This is a genomic window from Burkholderia metallica (genome assembly GCF_902832845.1).
In the GTDB taxonomy this organism is placed as follows: domain Bacteria; phylum Pseudomonadota; class Gammaproteobacteria; order Burkholderiales; family Burkholderiaceae; genus Burkholderia; species Burkholderia metallica.
This window is the reverse complement of sequence record NZ_CADFDB010000001.1, coordinates 1,011,301-1,030,194: the sequence shown is the minus strand read 5'-3', so window position 1 is coordinate 1,030,194 and position 18,894 is coordinate 1,011,301. Positions and strand designations below refer to the sequence as shown.

The 18,894-nt window shown below is 66.7% G+C and carries 19 protein-coding genes and 2 pseudogenes; 11 read left to right on the top strand and 10 right to left on the bottom strand.

Going from position 1 to position 18,894, the window contains the following annotated elements; genetic code table 11:
* Nucleotides 1-44: 44 nt before the first annotated feature.
* A complete protein-coding gene (locus tag HWX08_RS04540; RefSeq protein ID WP_069259855.1) occupies nt 45-1,367 on the top strand; it encodes a TIGR00366 family protein in 1,323 nt (440 codons plus the stop codon).
* A gap of 61 nt (nt 1,368-1,428) precedes the next feature.
* On the opposite strand, the gene HWX08_RS04535 is transcribed toward HWX08_RS04540, so the two are convergent.
* The 4 genes from HWX08_RS04535 to HWX08_RS04520 all read right to left on the bottom strand — a co-directional run bounded on the left by HWX08_RS04535 (nt 1,429) and on the right by HWX08_RS04520 (nt 5,547).
* Entirely contained in the window at nt 1,429-2,757 is a 1,329-nt protein-coding gene (locus tag HWX08_RS04535) for an MFS transporter (RefSeq protein ID WP_174919473.1), read from the bottom strand.
* 220 nt (nt 2,758-2,977) lie between these two features.
* Complete coding sequence (gene kce / locus HWX08_RS04530; RefSeq protein ID WP_069259857.1) at nt 2,978-3,910, bottom strand: 3,5-dioxohexanoate:acetyl-CoA acetone transferase; 933 nt, start codon at nt 3,908-3,910, stop codon at nt 2,978-2,980.
* Between the two features lie 35 nt (nt 3,911-3,945).
* Nucleotides 3,946-4,764 (bottom strand): SDR family oxidoreductase, encoded by an 819-nt coding sequence (locus HWX08_RS04525; RefSeq protein ID WP_174919472.1) that lies wholly within the window; start codon nt 4,762-4,764, stop codon nt 3,946-3,948.
* A 72-nt stretch (nt 4,765-4,836) separates the two neighbouring features.
* Nucleotides 4,837-5,547, bottom strand: a complete 711-nt coding sequence (locus tag HWX08_RS04520; protein ID WP_069259859.1) for a GntR family transcriptional regulator — start codon at nt 5,545-5,547, stop codon at nt 4,837-4,839.
* Between the two features lie 297 nt (nt 5,548-5,844).
* Here HWX08_RS04520 and HWX08_RS04515 point away from each other — a divergent pair, with 297 nt between their 5' ends.
* The 3 genes and pseudogenes from HWX08_RS04515 (at nt 5,845) to HWX08_RS04505 (ending at nt 7,429) form a co-directional block, all read left to right on the top strand.
* Nucleotides 5,845-6,297 (top strand): type VI secretion system amidase immunity protein Tai4, encoded by a 453-nt coding sequence (locus tag HWX08_RS04515; RefSeq protein WP_174919471.1) that lies wholly within the window; start codon nt 5,845-5,847, stop codon nt 6,295-6,297.
* A gap of 72 nt (nt 6,298-6,369) precedes the next feature.
* Nucleotides 6,370-6,591, top strand: a pseudogene (locus HWX08_RS04510) (FAD-dependent oxidoreductase); the annotation flags it as partial.
* Between the two features lie 79 nt (nt 6,592-6,670).
* On the top strand, nt 6,671-7,429 hold the full coding sequence (locus tag HWX08_RS04505; RefSeq protein WP_174919470.1) for a class I SAM-dependent methyltransferase: 759 nt from the start codon (nt 6,671-6,673) through the stop codon (nt 7,427-7,429).
* Nucleotides 7,430-7,457: 28 nt separating this feature from the next.
* On the opposite strand, the gene HWX08_RS04500 is transcribed toward HWX08_RS04505, so the two are convergent.
* Both HWX08_RS04500 and HWX08_RS04495 read right to left on the bottom strand, forming a co-directional pair.
* Nucleotides 7,458-8,879: a cytochrome-c peroxidase gene (locus HWX08_RS04500; RefSeq protein ID WP_174919469.1), complete on the bottom strand. Its 1,422-nt coding sequence runs from the start codon at nt 8,877-8,879 to the stop codon at nt 7,458-7,460.
* Between the two features lie 94 nt (nt 8,880-8,973).
* The gene (locus HWX08_RS04495) at nt 8,974-10,647 is read right to left on the bottom strand and encodes a phospholipase C (RefSeq protein ID WP_069259864.1); all 1,674 of its coding nucleotides are present in this window, start codon (nt 10,645-10,647) and stop codon (nt 8,974-8,976) included.
* Between the two features lie 402 nt (nt 10,648-11,049).
* Here HWX08_RS04495 and HWX08_RS04490 point away from each other — a divergent pair, with 402 nt between their 5' ends.
* A complete protein-coding gene (locus tag HWX08_RS04490; protein ID WP_069259865.1) occupies nt 11,050-11,907 on the top strand; it encodes an EamA family transporter in 858 nt (285 codons plus the stop codon).
* Between the two features lie 54 nt (nt 11,908-11,961).
* Here HWX08_RS04490 and HWX08_RS04485 read toward each other — a convergent pair whose 3' ends face one another.
* From HWX08_RS04485 to HWX08_RS04470, 4 genes and pseudogenes are all read right to left on the bottom strand, one after another.
* The gene (locus HWX08_RS04485; RefSeq protein WP_174919468.1) at nt 11,962-12,297 is read right to left on the bottom strand and encodes a hypothetical protein; all 336 of its coding nucleotides are present in this window, start codon (nt 12,295-12,297) and stop codon (nt 11,962-11,964) included.
* Nucleotides 12,294-12,925 (bottom strand): annotated as a pseudogene (locus tag HWX08_RS04480) (type VI secretion system amidase effector protein Tae4). Before HWX08_RS04480 ends, HWX08_RS04485 begins: the two are co-directional and overlap by 4 nt.
* Before the next feature lie 39 nt (nt 12,926-12,964).
* Nucleotides 12,965-13,486 (bottom strand): PAAR domain-containing protein, encoded by a 522-nt coding sequence (locus tag HWX08_RS04475; RefSeq protein WP_174919467.1) that lies wholly within the window; start codon nt 13,484-13,486, stop codon nt 12,965-12,967.
* 220 nt (nt 13,487-13,706) lie between these two features.
* A complete protein-coding gene (locus HWX08_RS04470) occupies nt 13,707-14,180 on the bottom strand; it encodes an Lrp/AsnC family transcriptional regulator (RefSeq protein ID WP_069259867.1) in 474 nt (157 codons plus the stop codon).
* A 319-nt stretch (nt 14,181-14,499) separates the two neighbouring features.
* Between HWX08_RS04470 and HWX08_RS04465 the strand changes: the two genes are divergently transcribed.
* The 6 genes from HWX08_RS04465 to HWX08_RS04440 all read left to right on the top strand — a co-directional run bounded on the left by HWX08_RS04465 (nt 14,500) and on the right by HWX08_RS04440 (nt 18,869).
* Nucleotides 14,500-15,885 carry an amino acid permease gene (locus HWX08_RS04465; RefSeq protein WP_107313071.1) on the top strand — a complete coding sequence of 462 codons (1,386 nt, stop codon included), beginning with the start codon at nt 14,500-14,502 and terminating at the stop codon, nt 15,883-15,885.
* A gap of 44 nt (nt 15,886-15,929) precedes the next feature.
* Nucleotides 15,930-17,132 carry an amino acid aminotransferase gene (locus HWX08_RS04460; protein WP_069259869.1) on the top strand — a complete coding sequence of 401 codons (1,203 nt, stop codon included), beginning with the start codon at nt 15,930-15,932 and terminating at the stop codon, nt 17,130-17,132.
* Nucleotides 17,133-17,295: 163 nt separating this feature from the next.
* On the top strand, nt 17,296-17,694 hold the full coding sequence (locus HWX08_RS04455) for a DUF488 domain-containing protein (RefSeq protein WP_174919466.1): 399 nt from the start codon (nt 17,296-17,298) through the stop codon (nt 17,692-17,694).
* A 125-nt stretch (nt 17,695-17,819) separates the two neighbouring features.
* Nucleotides 17,820-18,110: a DUF1488 family protein gene (locus HWX08_RS04450; protein WP_174919465.1), complete on the top strand. Its 291-nt coding sequence runs from the start codon at nt 17,820-17,822 to the stop codon at nt 18,108-18,110.
* A 16-nt stretch (nt 18,111-18,126) separates the two neighbouring features.
* Nucleotides 18,127-18,366, top strand: a complete 240-nt coding sequence (locus HWX08_RS04445; RefSeq protein WP_006479066.1) for a hypothetical protein — start codon at nt 18,127-18,129, stop codon at nt 18,364-18,366.
* 155 nt (nt 18,367-18,521) lie between these two features.
* Nucleotides 18,522-18,869, top strand: a complete 348-nt coding sequence (locus HWX08_RS04440; protein ID WP_174919464.1) for a metal ABC transporter ATPase — start codon at nt 18,522-18,524, stop codon at nt 18,867-18,869.
* Nucleotides 18,870-18,894: the final 25 nt, after the last annotated feature.

Sequence of the window (18,894 nt, the reverse complement as noted above, 5' to 3'; positions counted from 1 at the left end):
CGCGCGGACGTCCCTATCAGGAATCAGGAAACGAGGAGCTCAAGTTGATTCAGCGCATTTCCCGCTTTTTCACGCAGGTGGTCCACCGCGTGCTACCCGACCCGTTGATTTTCGCGATCCTGCTGACGATCGTCACGTTCGCGCTCGCGTTCGGTCTCACGCCGAATACGCCCGTGCAACTCACGACGATGTGGGGATCGGGCTTCTGGAACCTGCTCGCGTTCTCGATGCAGATGGTGATGATTCTCGTCACCGGCCATGCGCTCGCGAGCTCGCCGCCCGTGAAACGCATGCTCGTCGCGCTTGCGAGCACCGCGCGCACGCCGGGGCAGGGCGTGATGCTCGTCGCGTTCGTCGGCGCACTCGCGTGCGCGATCAACTGGGGCTTCGGCCTCGTGCTCGGCGCGATGCTCGCGCGCGAAGTGGCGCGCCGCGTGGCCGGCAGCGACTACCGGCTGCTCGTCGCATCCGCGTACATGGGCTTCCTGAGCTGGCACGGCGGGCTGTCGGGTTCGGTGCCGCTCGTCGCGGCCACGAAGGGCAATCCGATGGAGAAGACCATCGGGCTGATTCCGGTGTCGGACACGATCTTCACCGGCTACAACGCGTTCATCACGATCGGCCTGATCGTGATGCTGCCGTTTCTCGCGCGGATGATGATGCCGAAGCCCGGCGACGTGGTCAGCGTCGATCCGGCGCTGCTTGCCGAACCGCCGAGCGTCGAGCGCCAGCTCGGCCCCGACGCGACGTTCGCGGAGCGGCTGGAGGAGAGCCGCGCGCTGTCGGTCCTCGTCGCCGCATTGTGCGCGGCGTTCCTCGTGCTGAAGTTCGTGCAGAAGGGCTTCGCGCTCGACATCGACACCGTGAACCTCGCGTTTCTCGCGGCCGGCATCCTGCTGCACCGGACGCCGATGGCCTATGCACGCGCGGTGGCCGGCGCGGCGCGTGGCGCGTCGGGGATCATGATCCAGTTTCCGTTTTACGCGGGCATCCAGGCACTGATGGATCACTCGGGGCTCGCGGGCGTGATCACGAAGTGGTTCGTCGATATCGCGAACGTGCACACGTTCCCGCTGCTCGCGTTCCTGAGCTCGGCGGTGATCAATTTCGCGGTGCCGTCCGGCGGCGGCCATTGGGTCGTGCAGGGCCCGTTCGTGATGCCGGCCGCGCAGGCGCTCGGCGCCGATCTCGGCAAGGCCGCGATGGCGATCGCGTACGGCGAGGCGTGGACCAACATGGCGCAGCCGTTCTGGGCGCTGCCCGCGCTCGCGATCGCCGGCCTCGGCGTGCGCGACATCATGGGGTATTGCGTGACGACGCTGCTGTTCTCGGGTGTCGTGTTCGTCGCGGGGATGTATCTGTTCTGACCCAGCGATGCGCGATGCGGGCGGGTGCGAGCCCCGCATCGCGCCGGCGGGCCTTCGGCTATCAGGCGCGCTGCCGCGCAGCGGGCCGCTCGTGCCCGTGACGCAGGGCGAGGCTCGCGAACGCCGCGACGACGAGTGCGCCCGCCAGCAGCGTCAGCCCGTTCCTTGCATTGCCGGTCGCCTGTTCGATCGCGCCGACGACGGTCGGCCCGACGAAGCCGCCGAGCAACCCGCAGGTATTCACGAGCCCGAGGCCGCCGGCCAGTGCGCTGCCGGCGAGCCGCGACGCCGGAAACGTGAAGACGATCGACTGCACGACGAAGAACATGGACGCGGCCACGCACACGCACAGCAGCCCCGCGACCGGCGACGCATGCGCGGCGCCGATCATCCCGGCCGCCATCACGACGAGCCCCGCGCACAGCATCCGCCGTGAATGATGCGATTCGCGCGCGAAGCGCGGCAGCGTCCCGGCCCCGACCGCGGCGGCGAGCCACGGCAGCGCGGTCAGCAACCCGACCGCGAACGGCGAGAAGCGTCCGGATGCGCCGATGATGCCCGGCAGGAAGAAAATCACCGTGTAGATCGTCAACTGGTGGCAGAAGTACACGAAGATCGCGAGCCAGATCTGCGGATCGCGCAGTGCGGCGCCGAACGCATGGCTGCCGTGCGCGGCGCTGCCCGCATCCTGTTCGGCAGCCAGCGAACGTTCGAGCGCGCGGCCCGTTTCCGGCGAAAGCCACGGTGCGGCGCTCGGACGATCCGGCAACCGGAGCCACACGACGAACGCCAGCAGGATCGCCGGAATGCCTTCGACGACGAACAGCCATTGCCAGCCGTGGAAGCCGAGCGTGCCGTCGAGCTCGATCAGCGCGCCGGCCAATGGGCCGCCCACGATGTTCGCGATGCACACGCCGAGCAGGAAATAGCCGGTTGCGCGCGCCCGTTGCTCGCGGCCGAACCAATACGTCAGGTACAGCATCACGCCGGGAAACAGGCCGGCTTCGGCCGCGCCGAGCAGCAGACGCATCACGTAGAACGACGTCTCGCCGCTGACGAACGCCATCGCGACCGACAGCGCGCCCCACGTGACCATGATCCGCGTGATCCAGAAGCGCGCGCCGACGCGGTGCATCACGAGATTGCTCGGGATCTCGAAGAGCGCATAGGTCAGGAAGAACAACCCGGCGCCGAGCCCGTACGCGGCCGACGAGATGCCGAGGTCGACCCCCATCGAATGTTTGGCGAACGCGATGTTGGTGCGGTCGAGAAAGCTGATCACATACGCGGCGATCAGCAGCGGCATGAGTTTGCGAAACAGCAGCCGGTTCAGCGACGCGCTCGCGTCGCCGGCGGCGGAAGACAATGCCTGGGCGTGTTGAGTGGACATGCGGACGACTCCGGTAAGGGCGAACCGGCGCGCACGGCAAGCACGGCGCGCCGCGTTCGGCAAATGCCGCTGCGGTGCGGGCAGCGGATGGGCAGACGACGGAGCCGCGCCGGCGGCGCTCGAACCGAGCGGGGCGATGAAGGGCGTCCTGGCGCCGGCCGGCTCGGGCCGGCGCCTTGTCACTGCGCTTGCGGATCGGGTGTTGCGGGCTGCCCGGCGATCAGAAATTCACCGCGTCGCCGCCCTTGAGCGCGAGCATCGCGCGCGCGTCGGCCGGCGTCGCGATCTCCAGCGACAGGCCTTCGAGCACCTGGCGCATCTTCAGGACCTGCGCGGCGCTCGATTCGGCGAGCTTGCCCGGCGCGATCCACAGCGAATCCTCGAGCCCGACGCGCACGTTCGCGCCCTGCGCGGCGCCGATCGTCGCGAGCGGAATCTGATTGCGTCCCGCGCCCAGGATCGACCACACGTAATCGCTGCCGAACAGGCGATCGGCCGTGCGGCGCATGTGCATCAGGTCTTCCGGGTGCGCACCGATTCCGCCGAGCAGGCCGAACACGCTTTGCACGAAGAACGGCGGCTTCGCGAGCCCCCGGTCGACGAAATGCGCGAGGTTGTACAGATGCGAGATGTCGTAGCACTCGAATTCGAAACGCGTGCCGTTCGCGCCGCAGCGCGTGAGGATCGTCTCGATATCGGCGAACGTGTTCTTGAACACGAGATCGCGGCTCTTCTCGAGATGTTCGCGTTCCCACGGATGCTTCAGGTCGCGAAAGCGCTCGAGCATCGGGTACAGCCCGAAGTTCATCGAGCCCATGTTCAACGACGCGACTTCCGGCTGGAAATGCAGCGCGGGCTGCAACCGTTCGTCGACCGTCATGTGCGGGCTGCCGCCCGACGTGAGGTTGATGACGGCGTCGGTTTGCGCCTTGATGCGCGGCAGGAATTCGGCGAACACGGCCGGATCCTGCGTCGGCTTGCCGTCGGACGGGTTGCGTGCGTGCAGGTGCAGGATGGCCGCGCCGGCCTGCGCGGCCGCGACCGCGGCGGTCTCGATCTCGTGCGGCGTCACGGGCAGGTACGGCGACATCGACGGCGTGTGGATCGCGCCGGTGGGCGCACAGGTGATGATGACTTTGCGAGCGTTTGCCACGGATGAATTCCTTTCGGTGAACGATGCAGGAGGCGTCAGAGCACTTCGACGTTGCCGCAGACGGAGATCGCCTGCCCGGTGATCCCGTGCCCGCCCGGCGAGCACAGGAACAGCGCGGTCGCGGCGATCTCGGCCGGGTCGGTCATTCGCCGCAGCGAGATCTTCTCCAGATAGCGCTGCTCCATCTCGTCGTAGCCGATGCCGAGCTGCTGCGCCCGCGCGTCGATCACGCGGCGCATCCGCGGGCCGCGCACGATGCCGGGCTGAATCGCGTTCACGCGGATGCCGAGCGGCCCGAGTTCGATCGCGAGGCTTTTCACGAGGCCGACCACGGCCCATTTGGTGGCCGCATACGGCGTGCGGAATGCGTAGCCGAGCCGGCCGGCGACCGACGACAGCGCGATGATCGCGCCGCCGTGTTTCGAGTCGCGCAGCAGCGGCACCGCGCGGCGGGCGAACAGGAATTGCGCGTTCAGGTTGATCGCGACGGTCTGCTCCCACTGCACGGGGTCGATTTCGTCGATGCCGCCGGTCGGGCCGGCGATGCCGGCGTTGTTGACCAGCACGTCGAGGCCGCCGAGTGTGGCCGATACGTCGGCGAACACGCGCTCGACGGCGGCCGGATCGGATACGTCGGCCAGCGTCGCGCTGATCGCACCGGCTCCGGCCCCGGCCCCGGCGCGCGGCGGCCGGTCGGCGAGCGCCGCAAGCGCGGCTTGCGACGCGTCGCACACATGCACGCGCGCGCCGCACTCGGCGAACGCGTCGGCGATTTCGAGACCGATGCCCGATGCGCCGCCCGTCACGAGGACGCGCAGGCCGTCATAGGGTTTCAGCAGGTCGGAAGCTGTCATACCGGGTTGTCTCCATCGTTGATGTTGTGGGACCGCGTTCGCTCGCGATCGCGTGACGGCGGCACGCGGCCGCTACGGCTTTGCGTTCACGGCGCGCGGGGTCTGTTCGGCTCGCAGCGTCTCGGCGAGATCGTGCGCGGCGCCGCCGATGTCGAGCGCGATGCCGGCCCGTACGCCCGCGCCGTCGCGCCGTTCGAGCGCGTCGACGATCGCGCGGTGCGCATCCATCGAGCGCCGCATGTGCGGGATGTCGAGCGCGACCATGTTCAGGAACGGCCCGACGCGCATCCACAGGTTCTCGACGATCGCGAGCGTGTTCTCACTGGCGCCGTGCGCGTAGATCGCGCTGTGGAACGCGAAATTGCTTTGCAGGTAAGCGCGCGAGCGGCCGGCTTCGGCGTGGGCCTGCATCGTTTCGCAGGTCTTGCGCACGGCCGTGATCTGCGCGCCGGTCATCCGTGCGCATGCGCGCTCCGCGATGCAGCCTTCGAGCGCGATGCGCACGTCGCGCAGCTCGTCGAGCATGTCGAGCGTCATCGGCGGCACGACGAGCGCACGGTTCGGGCCGTCGACCAGCGCGCGCTCGGCGCGCAGCCGGGTGAGCGCGGCGCGCACCGGCATCGTCGACGAGCCGACGGCCTCTGCGACGCTGCGCAGGCTCAACGCCTGGCCGGGCGCGAAACGGCCGCTCATCAGCGCTTCGCGCAGTTGCTGGTAGACCTTGTCGGCCATCGTTTCCTGTTCGATGGCTTTCAGTGCGGGCGGAACGATACGAGGCGCCAAGTTCGGGGTTCTCCTGGGTTTGATCTGCGATCTGTGATCACACTTGCGATGTGCGAAGTGTTGTCGATCGAAGAAGGAGAGTCAAGTCGGACGGGATCGGGGAAAACGAGGGGGCGGGGCGCATGAGGCAACTGGCGGGCCGATGCCGATCTGGGTGTCATTCTTACCAAAACCTTTCAATTCGTGCATGATGGGCCGCGCCGCACAGTTCGACGAGCGGACGTGTTACGACCATTGTTACTTCAACGAGCCGGGTGCGCGATATCGTACCGATCGCGCCAATTTTTGGAGCCTGTCATGAGGGGAGTCTGGATCGCTGCCGCGTTGGCGTGCATCGTGTTTCAACCGACGATGGTCGTGGCGAAGGACGCCGCGCAGGCGTGGCCGGAGGCCGGTTCACGAACTCACCTCCAGAACTTCAAGGACATGGTGCTGGCGGATTGCCTGGCGACCGCTTACAAGCAAGCGCCCGGCGTGAACAAGGACATCGGCAGCAGCACCAGCGCGTTGCGCGACTGGACCTACTACGACTTGGAGCGTGCACCGGACGTCATTCAGGCGCTGGTCGCGAAGTATCTGGCCCGCGACTACCGGAATCCGGTTGTCGAATCGGAAGTGAGGGATGTGAAGTTCGACTTCCTGAAATGCCTCGATCTGTATCACGGCAAGGAACTGGACGCCGCAGCGAAGCAACTCGTATTGCGCCCGAAGGTTATCTATCGGGCCGAGTCTTCGCCGAAGCCGCGGTAGCGGGCAAACGCCGTTGCACAATGCAACGGTGCGCCGAGCGTCATTTCGCCGGCGCTATTCGAGCATCCGGTTCGAATAGCGCCGGGCGTGACGATCGCGCTCGGCTGCAACGGACGCGGCATCGCGATGGCGACGACACTCGGCAAGCATCTGGCCGCGCACCGGTCCGGCGATGCGCCATTGCCGTTGCCGTTCCAAGTCACGCCGATTCGCCAGATTCCGTTTCGCGGGCTGCAACGCTTCCGTATCGCGGCCGGGGTGGCATGGTATCGGTTGCTCGACAGCCTGTCCTGAAGCCTGCGCGCGGGCCGGTCGCGATCGGTCGTCCGATCGGGCAGAATCGACACGCCCGATTTCTGCCGACGGATGCCACATGACCGAACCGAACGATCCAAACGATCCAAACGATCCGAACGACCCACCCGGCCACCGCGCTTACGCGAGCTTCGCGCAACGCTATGCGGACATCGCGCCGACGAAGGCGCACAACGCGCTCTACGAGCGTCCCGCGACGCTGGGGCTGCTCGGCGACTTGGCCGGGCTGACGGTGCTCGACGCAGGCTGCGGGCCGGGCATTTGCAGCGAGCATCTCGCCCGCCTTGGCGCGACCGTGCATGCGTTCGATGTGACGCCGGAGATGGTCGCGCTCGCGCGAACGCGCTGCGCGGGGCTTGCCGTCGATATCGTGGAAGGCGACCTGGAGGCGCCGCTCGCGTGGCTGCCCGACGCGTCGGTCGACAAGGTGCTGTGCTCGCTCGCGCTCGACTACGTGCGCGATCTCGCGCCGACGCTGCGCGAGTTCCGGCGCGTCGCACGGCCGGGCGCCGCGCTCGTGTTCTCGATGGCGCACCCGATGCGCGACTGGATGGACGAACGCACGCGTGGCGACGGCACGTACTTCGACACGTCGCGCTTCGGCTTCCATTGGTCGGGGTTCGGCGAACCGCGGCCCTATGTCGAGGCATGGCGGCGGCCACTGGCCGATATCCTGAACGCGATGGCCGACGGCGGCTGGCGGCTCGACCGGTTCGTCGAACCGACACCGCTGCCGGAGATGAAGGCCGTATCGGAACGGCTCCATGCGGAACTGTCGCTGGCGCCGGCCTTCCTGTGCATCCGCGCGCGTTGCTGACGCGGCGCGACATGCGCCCGGCCGGCGCTCAGTGCTGCGCCGGCTCGTCGGTCAGCGTGCCGAGAAACGCTTCGATATCCTTGATGTCCTGCGCGGTCATCGCGGGTTTGTCGCCCGGCTTGCGATCGAACGGCGCATCGGTCACGTCGACGTTCGCGCGATACTTCGGCGGAATATCGTCGTATTCGTCGACCTTGCCGTCCGCGCCGCGCGAATAGAACTTCTGCGGCGCGATGCTGCGCTCGTTGTAGAACGCCATCACCTGGTCGAGCGTGTGGAACACGCCGTTGTGGAAGAACACGTGGCGTGTCGCCGCGTTGCGCAGCGTCGGCGTCAGGAACATCCCGCAATACTGCGTCTGGTCCTTCAGGTCGTCGCGGAACGGCCCGCACACGCCGAGATCGTAGAACGCCGGGTTGCGGTTCTGCGCGAGCGCACGGTTGCGCGGCGCGCCAAGCGCTTCGTACTGGTAATCGGTAAACATCGGCGGCAACCCGTCCTTGCCGGGTTTCGACAGGTGGCAGCCCGCGCAATTCGCCTTGTCCGGATCGTTGAACAGGCGCAGCCCGCGCAACTCGGCCTGCGTGAGCCGCGCGCGGCCTTCGAGCCAGCGGTCGTACTTGCTGTCGTACGGATGGAACGACGGATCCTCCACCTGATAGCGCGCGATCGCGAACATCGCCTCCGACACCGCGAGCTGCGGGCTGTCGAACACGCGCGCGCCGAACAGTTTTTCCAGTTGCGCGCGGTGCGGCGACTGCGCGAGCTTGCGTGCGACGTCGTCGATGCTCGCATTCGCCATCTCGACCGGATTCAGCAGCGGGCCGAACGCCTGCTGCTGCAGCGTATCGGCGCGGCCGTCCCAGAACATCCCGCCCTGCGGCACGAGTTGCGGCGCGGCCGACGTGCCGGCCACCTTCTGCGCCTTGACGACGCCGGCCGCAGACGCGGCCTGTTGCGCGACGCTCGGTGCGTCGTCGTTTTCGCCTGCGTCGGGGCCGATGCTGAAATTCGGCTGGCGGTACAGGTACATCAGCGACGGCGGCGGGCGATAGCCCTGCTGCGTCATCGCGAGGCCGCCCGGCTGCACGTCGAGCGCGTTCGGCGGCCCGTATGCGTGATCGGGGCTGTGGCACGACGCGCACGACTGCTTGCCCGACGCGGACAGTGACGGATCGTGGAACAGCGCGCGCCCGAGTTGCGCGACCGCCGACAGCGGCTGTACGGCGGGCCGCCGCAGCACGATCGGATGCGGATTCGCGCCCGTCCAGTCGGCGACGACGGTGCCGATCGCCGCGGGCACCTGCGCGGGGAACACGATCGCGAACGCGCCGTAGCCGAGCACGGCGGCGCCGATCACGAACGCCGCGCGGCGCAGGAGGCGGGAAGGCGTGCGCGAGGCGCGGGCGCCGGAGGCGTCGGGAGACGGGAGCGCAGGGCGAGCTGTCATGCTGTCGATCGGAAATCGTGCGCCGCACGCAGCGGCGCGTTAAATGGAAACGGCCGGCGCGTGATGCGCCGGCCATGCGGTTGCGACGTCCCGGTCAGATCGCCGGTGCCGCGCTCAACGCGGTGCCGAGCGTCGGGTCGAGGTACAGCGGCGTCGTGTTCGGCTTCGACGTGAAGTCGAACAGGTTGCGCAGGTCGCCCGCGGTCGCATCGAACGAACCGCCGCCGATGCGCTGGCCGCCGAGCCAGTTGTCCTCGATGAAGCGCACGACGGACGCCTGGTCGAGCATCGTGTGGTCGACGTAGTTCTGCTTTGCGTACGGCGAGATCACGACCAGCGGAATGCGCACGCCCGGGCCGCAGCGGCCGTTCACGGTCGCGCCGTTCACGCCGGTGGTGCCGCCCGTGCCGCATTTGCCGGCGCCGTTGACCTGGTCGACCGGGTCCGACGATGCGCGCGTCGGCGGCGTGTACACGTGGTCGTACCAGCCGTCCGAATCGTCATAGGTGACGATCACGGCCGTGTTCTGCCAGTCGGGCTGCTGCTGCAGGAAGTTGACGACCTTCGTCACGAACGCCTGTTCGTCGAGCGGATCCGAATAGCCCGCGTGCGCATCCTGGGCGGCCGGGGCCTTCAGGTAGCTGACCGACGGGAAGTTGCCGGCCTTCACGGCGGCGAAGAAGTCGTCCGAGTCGTACTGGTGGTTCGCGGGCTCGGCCGTCTTGCCGTCGGTCTGGAAGCTCGAACCGATCGCCGCGACCGAGCTCGGGCGCGTGTGCTGCGGGTTAGCCGTCGACGCGTAGTACTGGAACCAGTTGTGGTGCGGGATGTAGTCGGCCGTCGCGGCGTTCACGGCAGTGGCGACCGTGCTGCGCGCGCAGCCCGTCGTGCCGTTGCCGTTCGTCGTCGACAGGTTGAAGCCGCCCATGAAGCCACCCCACGTGATCTTCGCGGCGTTCAGCAGGTCGCCGATGTTCTTGCCCGTCATCATCGCCTGGTCGGTCGTGCTCGAGCACACGTCGTAGCCCGGGTCGACGTCGTTGATCATCGTGAAGCCGCCCTGTCCGTCATTGATGTAGTACGAGCTCTTCGCGAGCGTCGACGGCTTCGCGGACGTCTTGACGATCTGCATCCCGTTGGTCTGGCCGGACACGACGTTCAGCGCGCCCGGCGTCGACGGGCCGTACGACGTCGTGTACGTGTTGTCGCTCATCGCGAAGCGCTGCGCGTAGTTCCACAGCGCCGTCACGGTGTTGCCGTCGAAGTAGCCCATTACCTGGCCCTTCGTGCCGAACGCGCCGGCGCCGCCGGACGAGCCCTTGCCGGTGTATTTCGGGAACAGGTCGGCGAGGCCGTTGTCCTCGGCCTGTTGTTCGGCCGTGTACGCGTGGTTCTGGTCGGCCGTCGCGGCCTGCGTGCGGTCGAGGCGGAACGGGTTCGCCGCGTCGGTGCCGTTGGCCGTATTCGTGAAGTTCGGGTTCGCGGTGAGCAGCGTGCCCGTCAGCCCGTTCGGCGTCGGCGTGCCGGACTTTGCGTTGAAGGCCGGCTCGCCCGACGGGTTCGCCGCGTTCGGGTAGGTGCCGAAGTAGTGGTCGAACGACACGTTTTCGCCATAGATCACGACGACGTGCTTGATCGGCGTGGCGGTCTGCAGCGCATCCTGCGACGACACGGCGGGCGTCGACGTGGGGTCGTCGCTGCCGCCGCAGGCGAACAGCGCCAGCGCTGCGGCTGCGCAGGCGGTGACGAGCAAGGCTTGACGGAACATCGGGAAACTCCAGTAAGGTCTTCGATGGTGGAGAACGGCCCCGTCGCCGTGTCGGTTCGGCGCGAAGCTCGTGAAAGAGCACGCGCATTGAAACAGTCGCGTATGAAGATATGGGGACGGAGTGGTTTCGCAACGGTTGCGCTGCGGTATCGATTTCATTACGACGGCATGCGCCCCGAAAGAGAACGGAAAGGGGCGGATCGCATGGCGCTTTCGCGTCACATGCCGCGGTGCGTGGGGGCGTTGCCGCGAATGCCGCGCCGGGCGGGCGATAGGGCGTTATCGACCCGTCCGGATCCCGGGCGGTGCGGGGAAGGTTTTTTGACAAGCGGATGACGGATTCATACGATGAACGCCCTGCGGCGACGATTTCGCGTGGCCGCCCGTCAGCGAGTATTCAGCGTGCCGATTCCCGTTCTGTTTGCCGTGCTGTGTGCGGCGTTCCTCCATGCGTCATGGAACGCGCTTGTGCGCAGCAGTGGCGACCGGCTGCGCTCGGCCACGGTGCTGCAGATCGCGATCGGGCTGTTCGCGTTGCTGTTCCTGCCGGCCGCGGCGCCGATCACGCCCGCGAGCTGGCTCTATGTCGTCGCATCGGCCGTGCTGCACGTCGTCTATACGCTGCTGCTGGTGCGTGCGTACGAGCACGGCGACCTGAGCGTCGCGTATCCGGTCGCGCGCGGCACCGCGCCGCTGCTGGTCACGCTCGGCGCGGCGGCGTTCGCGGGCGAGCACCTGAGTGCCGGTGCGCAAGGCGGGCTCGTGCTGATCTGCGCGGGCATCATGGCGATCGGGCTGGAACGCGGGCGCGGCGCGAAGCACCGGATGATGCAGGTGCTGCCGACCGCGTTCGCGACCGGCGTGTCGATCGCGGCCTACAGCGTGGTCGACGGGATCGGCGTGCGGGAAAGCGGCAGCACGGTCGGCTATACCGCGTGGATGTTCGTGCTGACGGGCGCGATGATGGCCGCGTATTACCGGCTGCGCGCGGGGCCGCTGCGGCTGACGCAGGAGCCCGGCGAGACGGCGAAGGCCGCGGGTGGCGGCGTGTTCGCGGCGCTCGCGTACGGCATCGTGATCTGGGCGATGGATCGCGCGCCGATGGGGCCGGTGTCGGCGCTGCGGGAAACGAGTGTGGTGTTCGCGGCGCTGATTGCACGCGTGTATCTCGGCGAGCGGTTGACGCCGCGCCGGGCGGCCGGTTGCGTGGTGATCGCGGCGGGGGCGTTGTTGATCAGTGCGTTCGAGGTGGTGCGGTGAGTATGGGTGAAGCTTGCTGGTTTCACGCAGCCTTGCGCCGCCCCGGTGTCTTGCCTAGCTGACTAGGCCTAGCGCGGGTGCCGCGTAGCTCGCGAGATGAAACAAGACGACAAATAGTGTCGTGGCAGCGAACATGACTTTCCATTTACGCGCCGACCAGCGCCGATAAGCGAACGCGTTAATGACGGCAAAGAGGATCGACGGCCACAAGGTGAGCGCCAGCAGACCGACGATGAATATCCCATGAGGGCTGCAGTGTTCCATGTCGTTACAGCCGGTCGAATGTGACGGCGTAGCGGGCCAGTGAATCCGGCTGAACGTGTAAAGGGATGCCCAGGTAACCAGCAAACCCCATATGAATCCGCCGAGGGTGGCAGCCAGTCGTTTCATTCAACTTCCCAGAACAGGATTTCTTTCGAATCGGCCAGGTCCGAGTACCAATTTCCGCGTCGGCCCCGAAGATAATCGAACGGGTTGATCATGGATCGCACGCCGATGCGAAACCGCCAGAATGATACGGCAGAGGGCGTGAGCGTGTCCTTGTTCCACAGGTCGATATGTCCGCCGCTCAATGCGTCAGCCGAACCTCCTTCCTGTCGCCAGTAGCCGAAAAAATAGACGATACCGGTTCGCCCTTTTATCTTGTCCTGCCAATCCGGGCCAGTGATACGTTCCGGATTTCCGAGGCCGAGGAATGGGCGGAGCTTCAACCATTCGGCCAGTTCATAAGCGCGAGTCGCAGTTGCTTTACCACCAAGAAGCAAGCGTCCCAACGTTCGTTTTCCTGGCATCGGCTTCAGGACTTTTTGCGAAAACGACTTCATGTCGCTCCCGGCCGCATGAAACGTCACGCTCATCCGGATCGCACATTGATTTTCGTACTCGCCAGTTGGGTCGTCGTACGGATCATTCCCCGGGTAGGCGTGCCAGAGCTGCTGAAATGTCAGTGCTTTGAGCTGTACGTTTTTTCGGAGAGCGGCGTGCCGTTAGTGCGGACTTTCGTGGGCGGATTCGGCATCGGTTACGCCCCGTACTGTTTTGCAATTGCATCGTCACCCTAATGGACGACGTAATTGTCGGCGGCTGCCATGGTGTCAACCCGAGGAAGATCGTCACGGTAGTCAAAGCGCCCCGAATACGTACGGCCGTCCGCCGTCTCAATGTAGTAGGGATATCCGGCGAGCGCAGACGTACGCGAAATGCACTTGACCTTCTCGTCGTATCGGGCCAGTGAGGCTGACGGCAAGGTCGATGCAACGGGCGGTACTGCGCCCGTCGTCTGTACGTTCCGGGATGCGTTGCCTTCCTCATGGAAAATCTTGCTGTCGGCACCGGCAACGACTTTGATCTGTCCACACGGGCAAAGAACCGGGTCACCATCTAGAACGACCCTGCGGCCATGGCAACTCATACGCCTGGCGCTGCTGAGAATCCTGAACGCGCCTTTGCAATTACCGCATGTCGCTTTGTCTCCGTCTATGGCGACATGCTTGCCGTTGTCGAATATCGTGGACGTGACTGCAATGACGAGTCCGCTCGTTGTAGTCCTATCGCTGTCTCTTACCGCCGCTCGGCGCATGGTCGATTCCCGGTACGTTCAGGAAGCGAAGAGGTTCGCCGACAGTACGCAAGTTGACTATTGGATGGGTACGAATTTTTGCGGAATTCGCGACGAAGTGGCGGGGCGGCACCAATCGGCAATACCGGACGCGAAATGGGCGACGACATCGGCGTCCGACCTTATCCAATCGCCCGATTTCGTAATCGGTATTGCCGGAACAGATTTGAAGCGTCGGGCGTTAAGCGTCCACCGGCATCGCACTCGTGCACTTGATCTCGTCGAGACACACGCTCGAATGCACGCCGCTCACGCCGGGAATCCGCATCAGCGTCTCCAGCAGGAACCGTGACAAGCCTTTCAGATCGTGCGCGACCACCTTCAGCACGTAGTCGATGTCGCCCGTCACCGAAAAGCACTCCTGAATCTGCGCGAGATCCGATACCAGCTTCTGGAATTTCGACAGGTCGCGGATATGCCCGCGCTCCATCGTCACGTGCACGAACGCGGTGACGCCGAACCCGAGCGTGTCGGGGCACAGCCGGGTTTCATAGCGGCGGATCGCGCCGATTTCCTCCAGCCGCCGGTGGCGGCGCAGCGTCTGGGCCGGCGACAGGCCGACCGCCTTCGCCAGATCGAGGTTCGACGCGCGGCCGTTCTCCTGGAGGATCGCGAGCAAGTGGCGATCGAGGCGATCCAGAACCGGTTCATGCATTTTTGTTTCCTCGTTTGTCTCCTGGATGCAATCTTATCTCATAATGTAGGGTTTGCATGAACGGGTTACGAAACCCGATTTCGCCGTCGCGACGCTAAACTGACGCCGGATTTTCGTGTGCGAACGCAGCAAGGCGGGCGCGGCGACGGTCGGCGGCCGGTCTGGCGGGCACGCCGACGCGAATCGGGCGCCGCCACGCGAAGATTGCAGGTCCCCAACCCGGCGGCGCCACGAACCGCCCCGGCACAGCAAAAACAGCGCCCGGCACACCGAGGCGCGCCGCACCGCTGCAGGCGGAAGCGGACAGAGTGGAGAAGACATGGTTTCTGGAAACGAGAGCGACGGCCTGAAGCGCGGGCTGAAGAACCGGCACATCCAGCTGATTGCGCTCGGCGGCGCGCTCGGCACGGGGCTGTTCCTCGGCATCGCGCAGACGATCAAGATGGCGGGCCCGTCCGTGCTGCTCGGCTACGCTGTGGCCGGCATCGTCGCGTTCTTCATCATGCGCCAGCTCGGCGAGATGGTCGTCGACGAGCCCGTCGCCGGCTCGTTCAGCTACTTCGCCGACAAGTACGTCGGCCACTTCACCGGCTTCCTGTCGGGCTGGAACTACTGGGTGCTGTACATCCTCGTCAGCATGGCCGAACTGTCGGCCGTCGGGATCTACGTGCAGTACTGGTGGCCGGGCGTGCCGACCTGGGTGTCCGCGCTGGTGTTCTTCGTCGCGATCAACCTGCTCAACCTGGCCAGCGTGAAGTCGTACGGCGAGACGGAGTTCTGGTTCTCGATCATCAAGGTCGCCGCGATCGTCGGGATGATCGGCTTCGGCGGCTGGCTGCTCGCGAGCGGCCACGCGGGGCCGGAGGCCACCGTGCGCAACCTGTGGCAGCACGGCGGCTTCTTCCCGAACGGCGTGTCGGGGCTCGTGATGTCGATGGCCGCGATCATGTTCTCGTTCGGCGGGCTGGAGCTGATCGGCATCACCGCGGCCGAGGCCGACGATCCGAAGCGCAGCATTCCGCGCGCGACCAACCAGGTGATCTACCGCATCCTGATTTTCTACATCGGCGCGCTGGCCGTGCTGCTGTCGCTGTATCCGTGGGAAAAGGTCGTCACCGGCGGCAGCCCGTTCGTGCTGATCTTCCATGCGCTGAGCAGCAACGTGGTCGCCAACGTACTGAACGTGGTCGTGCTGACGGCCGCGCTGTCGGTGTACAACAGCGGCGTGTACAGCAACAGCCGGATGCTGTTCGGCCTCGCGAAGCAGGGCAACGCGCCGAAGGTGCTGTGCTCGGTGAACCGGCGCGGCATTCCGCTCGCCGCGCTCGGTGCGTCGGCGCTCGCGACCGGCGTGTGCGTGCTGGTCAACTACTTCATGCCGGGCAAGGCGTTCGAGGTGCTGATGGGCCTCGTCGTGTCGGCGCTGATCATCAACTGGGCGATGATCACGCTGATTCACCTGAAGTTCCGCCAGGCCAAGCGTGCAGCCGGGGAGCAGACTTCCTTCCGCAGTCTGGGCTATCCTTTCACGAATTACCTGTGCCTGGCATTCATGGCCGGCATTCTCGTCGTGATGTACCTGACGCCGGATCTCCGCCTGTCGGTGTACCTGATCCCGGTATGGCTCGCGGTGCTCGCGGTCGGGTATCGCTTCCGTCAGAAGAATGCAGGCTACGCGGTGCACGACGGCGCATCCGCACGCTGACGCAGGCCACCACCCATATTCTTCCAGACGAGACCGACTTAGCCATGTTCGAACACATCGACGCGTACCCGGGCGATCCGATCCTCACGCTCAACGAGAACTTCCAGAAAGATCCGCGCGACCAGAAGGTCAACCTGAGCATCGGCATCTATTTCGATGCCGAAGGCCGGATTCCGGTGATGGGCGCCGTGCGCGAAGCCGAAACCGCGCTGCAGCGCGAGAGCGGCCCGAAGCCGTACCTGCCGATGGTCGGCTTGGCCGCGTATCGCGACGCCGTGCAGTCGCTCGTGTTCGGCGCCGATCACCCGGCCCGCGCGGCCGGCCGCATCGCGACGCTGCAGACGCTCGGCGGCTCCGGCGCGCTGAAGGTGGGCGCCGATTTCCTGAAGCGCTACTTCCCGGATTCGCAGGTGTGGCTCAGCGATCCGAGCTGGGAAAACCACCGCTTCATCTTCGAGCGCGCCGGCTTCACGGTGAACACGTACCCGTACTACGACGAGGCGACCGGCGGCCTGAGGTTCGACGCGATGCTCGCGGCGATCGACGCGCTGCCGGCGCGCAGCATCGTGCTGCTGCACGCGTGCTGCCATAACCCGACCGGCGTCGACCTCGACGAAGGCCAGTGGGAGAAGCTGATCGACGTGATCGAGGCGCGCGGGCTGCTGCCGTTCGTCGACATGGCGTACCAGGGCTTCGGCGCGGGCCTCGACGCGGACGCGTTCGCGGTGCGCGAGCTGGCCCGCCGCGGCGTGCCGACGCTGGTCGCGAACTCGTTCTCGAAGAACTTCTCGCTGTACGGCGAGCGCGTCGGCGGCCTGAGCGTCGTCTGCGAGGATGCCGCCGCGGCCGAGCGCGTGCTCGGCCAGCTGGCCGGCGCCGTGCGCTCGAACTACAGCAACCCGCAGACCTACGGCGCGAAGGTCGTCGCGGCGGTGCTCGGCACGCCGGCGCTGCGCAAGCAGTGGGAAGAGGAACTGGCGGCGATGTGCCGCCGCATCGCACGGATGCGCCAGTCGATCCATGACGGCCTGCGCGACCACGTCAGCGGCGAGGCGCTCACGCGCTACGTGAAGCAGCGCGGGATGTTCACGTACACGGGCCTGACCGAATCGCAGGTCGACGCACTGCGCGAAGTGCACGGCGTGTACATCCTGCGCTCGGGCCGGATGTGCGTGGCGGGCCTGAACGACTCGAACGTCGCGATCGTCGCCGATGCGATCGGCAAGGTGCTGAAGAGCGGCGTCTGAGCGCGGCGCGCCCCGGCGCGCGACGTCGCAGGCCGAACCGGCTGTCTCCCGCCACGGAGCAGCCGGTTTTTTGTTGCGCGGCCGCAGGGTGCGCCGCCCGGCTGACGCGGGCGCAGGCGCGGCGGTACGATCACGGGATCGCATTCGACATACAAGGAGCGACATGGGCATCCGGATCATCCAGCTCGGCACGCCGCGCGCGGCCGGCGAGGGCCTGCGGATCGGCACGGTGCGGCGGCCGCCGCGCGGTGTGCCGAAGGCGGAATTCGCGTCGCGGAACTACTATGATGTATGGCTACCGACGCTGTCGCCGAGCCCGGAACTCGTCGCGCAGGCGCAGGCCGCCGAAACCGATGCCGAATGGAACGCGTTCCGGCGGCGCTTTCGCGCCGAGATGGCGCACGGCGATGCGGCGAAGGTGCTGGACGTGCTGGCGGCGCTGTCGGCGACCACCGCGTTCTCGATCGGCTGCTATTGCGGCGACGAACGCCATTGCCACCGTAGCGTGCTGCGCGAGCTGCTCGCGGAACGCGGCGCGGCCATCGAGCCCGGCTCCGGCTGAAAACGGGCGCGGGCGGACCGGCGCTGCGCAGCCGCGCCGTCATCGTGCGACGCAGCGAACCGGTTGACGTGGGTCAAGCGTGCGGGTGCGCGCGCCACTATGCTCTTGCCATGGAGCGTCACACGATGACAGGCCGACAGATGCAGATCGTCTTCCCGCCGGAGTCCCCCGAATATTGCGCACGCGACCTGGTCGTAGCGTTTTCGGCGCTGGTCGACGGACGTTGCGTGCAGTGCGCGATAACGGCCGAAGCGCTGGAAGACCATTTCGGCGCGCCGTCGCTGCTCGAACGCGACCTGCTGGCGGCGTTCGACGGGCACCGGTCGGCGATCGAGGCGATGGCACGACGGATGCTCGAGGAAATCGGCGGTCGGCCGGTGCTGCTGCACAGCGGCCACTTCCGGCTCGGCGACTGATACCGCAGGAGGGCGCATGACACTGCAGGGCAACATTCACGAACGCGACTGGTCCGTCGAAGTCGAGACGCGCCCGTGCGAATCGGGCGAATTCCGCTGCCGGGTGTCGGTCGAGCACGGCGCCGGCGCCGCGCGTTTTCATCATACGTTCGAGCACAGCCATGCCTACCCGACCGAGCGTGAAGCGATGATCGAAGGGTTACGGGCCGGGATGACGTGGATCGAGATGAAGGCGTCACAGACCTTCAACGTATGAACGACCCCGCGCCGGCGAACGCGCGGGCAAACTATCGGCCGGGCAGCGCTGGAAGCAGGCGCACCCCGCCACGGGAAACGCGTGCCGCCACCTTTCGGTGCGGGCGGCGCATGCAAGGCGGTCGACGAGCGGGCGGCGCCGTCAGGAGAGACGACATGGGCGTGGGCATGCAGATCGCCTGCCTCGGATTCGCGGGTTCCGCCGCGGTTGAAGCCGAAGCCGGCGCGCAACTGGTGCGGCTTGAACGGTTTCGCGCGCTGATCGACGGCTGCCACCTCGCGATCGAATCGCAACTGGCCGGCGACCGCGCATGCCGGTACGCCGTGCGACTCGACCTCGTGATGCACGACGGCGCGCGCCGGCCGCTGCCGCCGTGTGTCTGCGACGACCTGAACGATGCGCTGCACCGTGCGTTCATGCAGGCCGAGCAGGCGTTGATCGCGTGTCAGGCGGGCGGTGCGGCGGCGCTGCGCGACGCGGCGGCCGGCGGCGCGGTGCGATGAAGCACGGCGCGAGCGGCCCCGTGTA

Coding starts and splice junctions, on each gene's coding strand:
- HWX08_RS04460 (WP_069259869.1), top strand. CDS start 15,930: ATGTTCGAACACATCGACGCGTACCCGGGCGATCCGATCCTCACGCTC.
- HWX08_RS04495 (WP_069259864.1), bottom strand. CDS start 10,647: ATGTTCCGTCAAGCCTTGCTCGTCACCGCCTGCGCAGCCGCAGCGCTG.
- HWX08_RS04515 (WP_174919471.1), top strand. CDS start 5,845: ATGAGGGGAGTCTGGATCGCTGCCGCGTTGGCGTGCATCGTGTTTCAA.
- HWX08_RS04450 (WP_174919465.1), top strand. CDS start 17,820: ATGACAGGCCGACAGATGCAGATCGTCTTCCCGCCGGAGTCCCCCGAA.
- HWX08_RS04505 (WP_174919470.1), top strand. CDS start 6,671: ATGACCGAACCGAACGATCCAAACGATCCAAACGATCCGAACGACCCA.
- HWX08_RS04445 (WP_006479066.1), top strand. CDS start 18,127: ATGACACTGCAGGGCAACATTCACGAACGCGACTGGTCCGTCGAAGTC.
- HWX08_RS04525 (WP_174919472.1), bottom strand. CDS start 4,764: ATGACAGCTTCCGACCTGCTGAAACCCTATGACGGCCTGCGCGTCCTC.
- HWX08_RS04535 (WP_174919473.1), bottom strand. CDS start 2,757: ATGTCCACTCAACACGCCCAGGCATTGTCTTCCGCCGCCGGCGACGCG.
- HWX08_RS04475 (WP_174919467.1), bottom strand. CDS start 13,486: ATGCGCCGAGCGGCGGTAAGAGACAGCGATAGGACTACAACGAGCGGA.
- HWX08_RS04500 (WP_174919469.1), bottom strand. CDS start 8,879: ATGACAGCTCGCCCTGCGCTCCCGTCTCCCGACGCCTCCGGCGCCCGC.
- HWX08_RS04485 (WP_174919468.1), bottom strand. CDS start 12,297: ATGAAACGACTGGCTGCCACCCTCGGCGGATTCATATGGGGTTTGCTG.
- HWX08_RS04470 (WP_069259867.1), bottom strand. CDS start 14,180: ATGCATGAACCGGTTCTGGATCGCCTCGATCGCCACTTGCTCGCGATC.
- HWX08_RS04465 (WP_107313071.1), top strand. CDS start 14,500: ATGGTTTCTGGAAACGAGAGCGACGGCCTGAAGCGCGGGCTGAAGAAC.
- HWX08_RS04440 (WP_174919464.1), top strand. CDS start 18,522: ATGGGCGTGGGCATGCAGATCGCCTGCCTCGGATTCGCGGGTTCCGCC.
- HWX08_RS04455 (WP_174919466.1), top strand. CDS start 17,296: ATGGGCATCCGGATCATCCAGCTCGGCACGCCGCGCGCGGCCGGCGAG.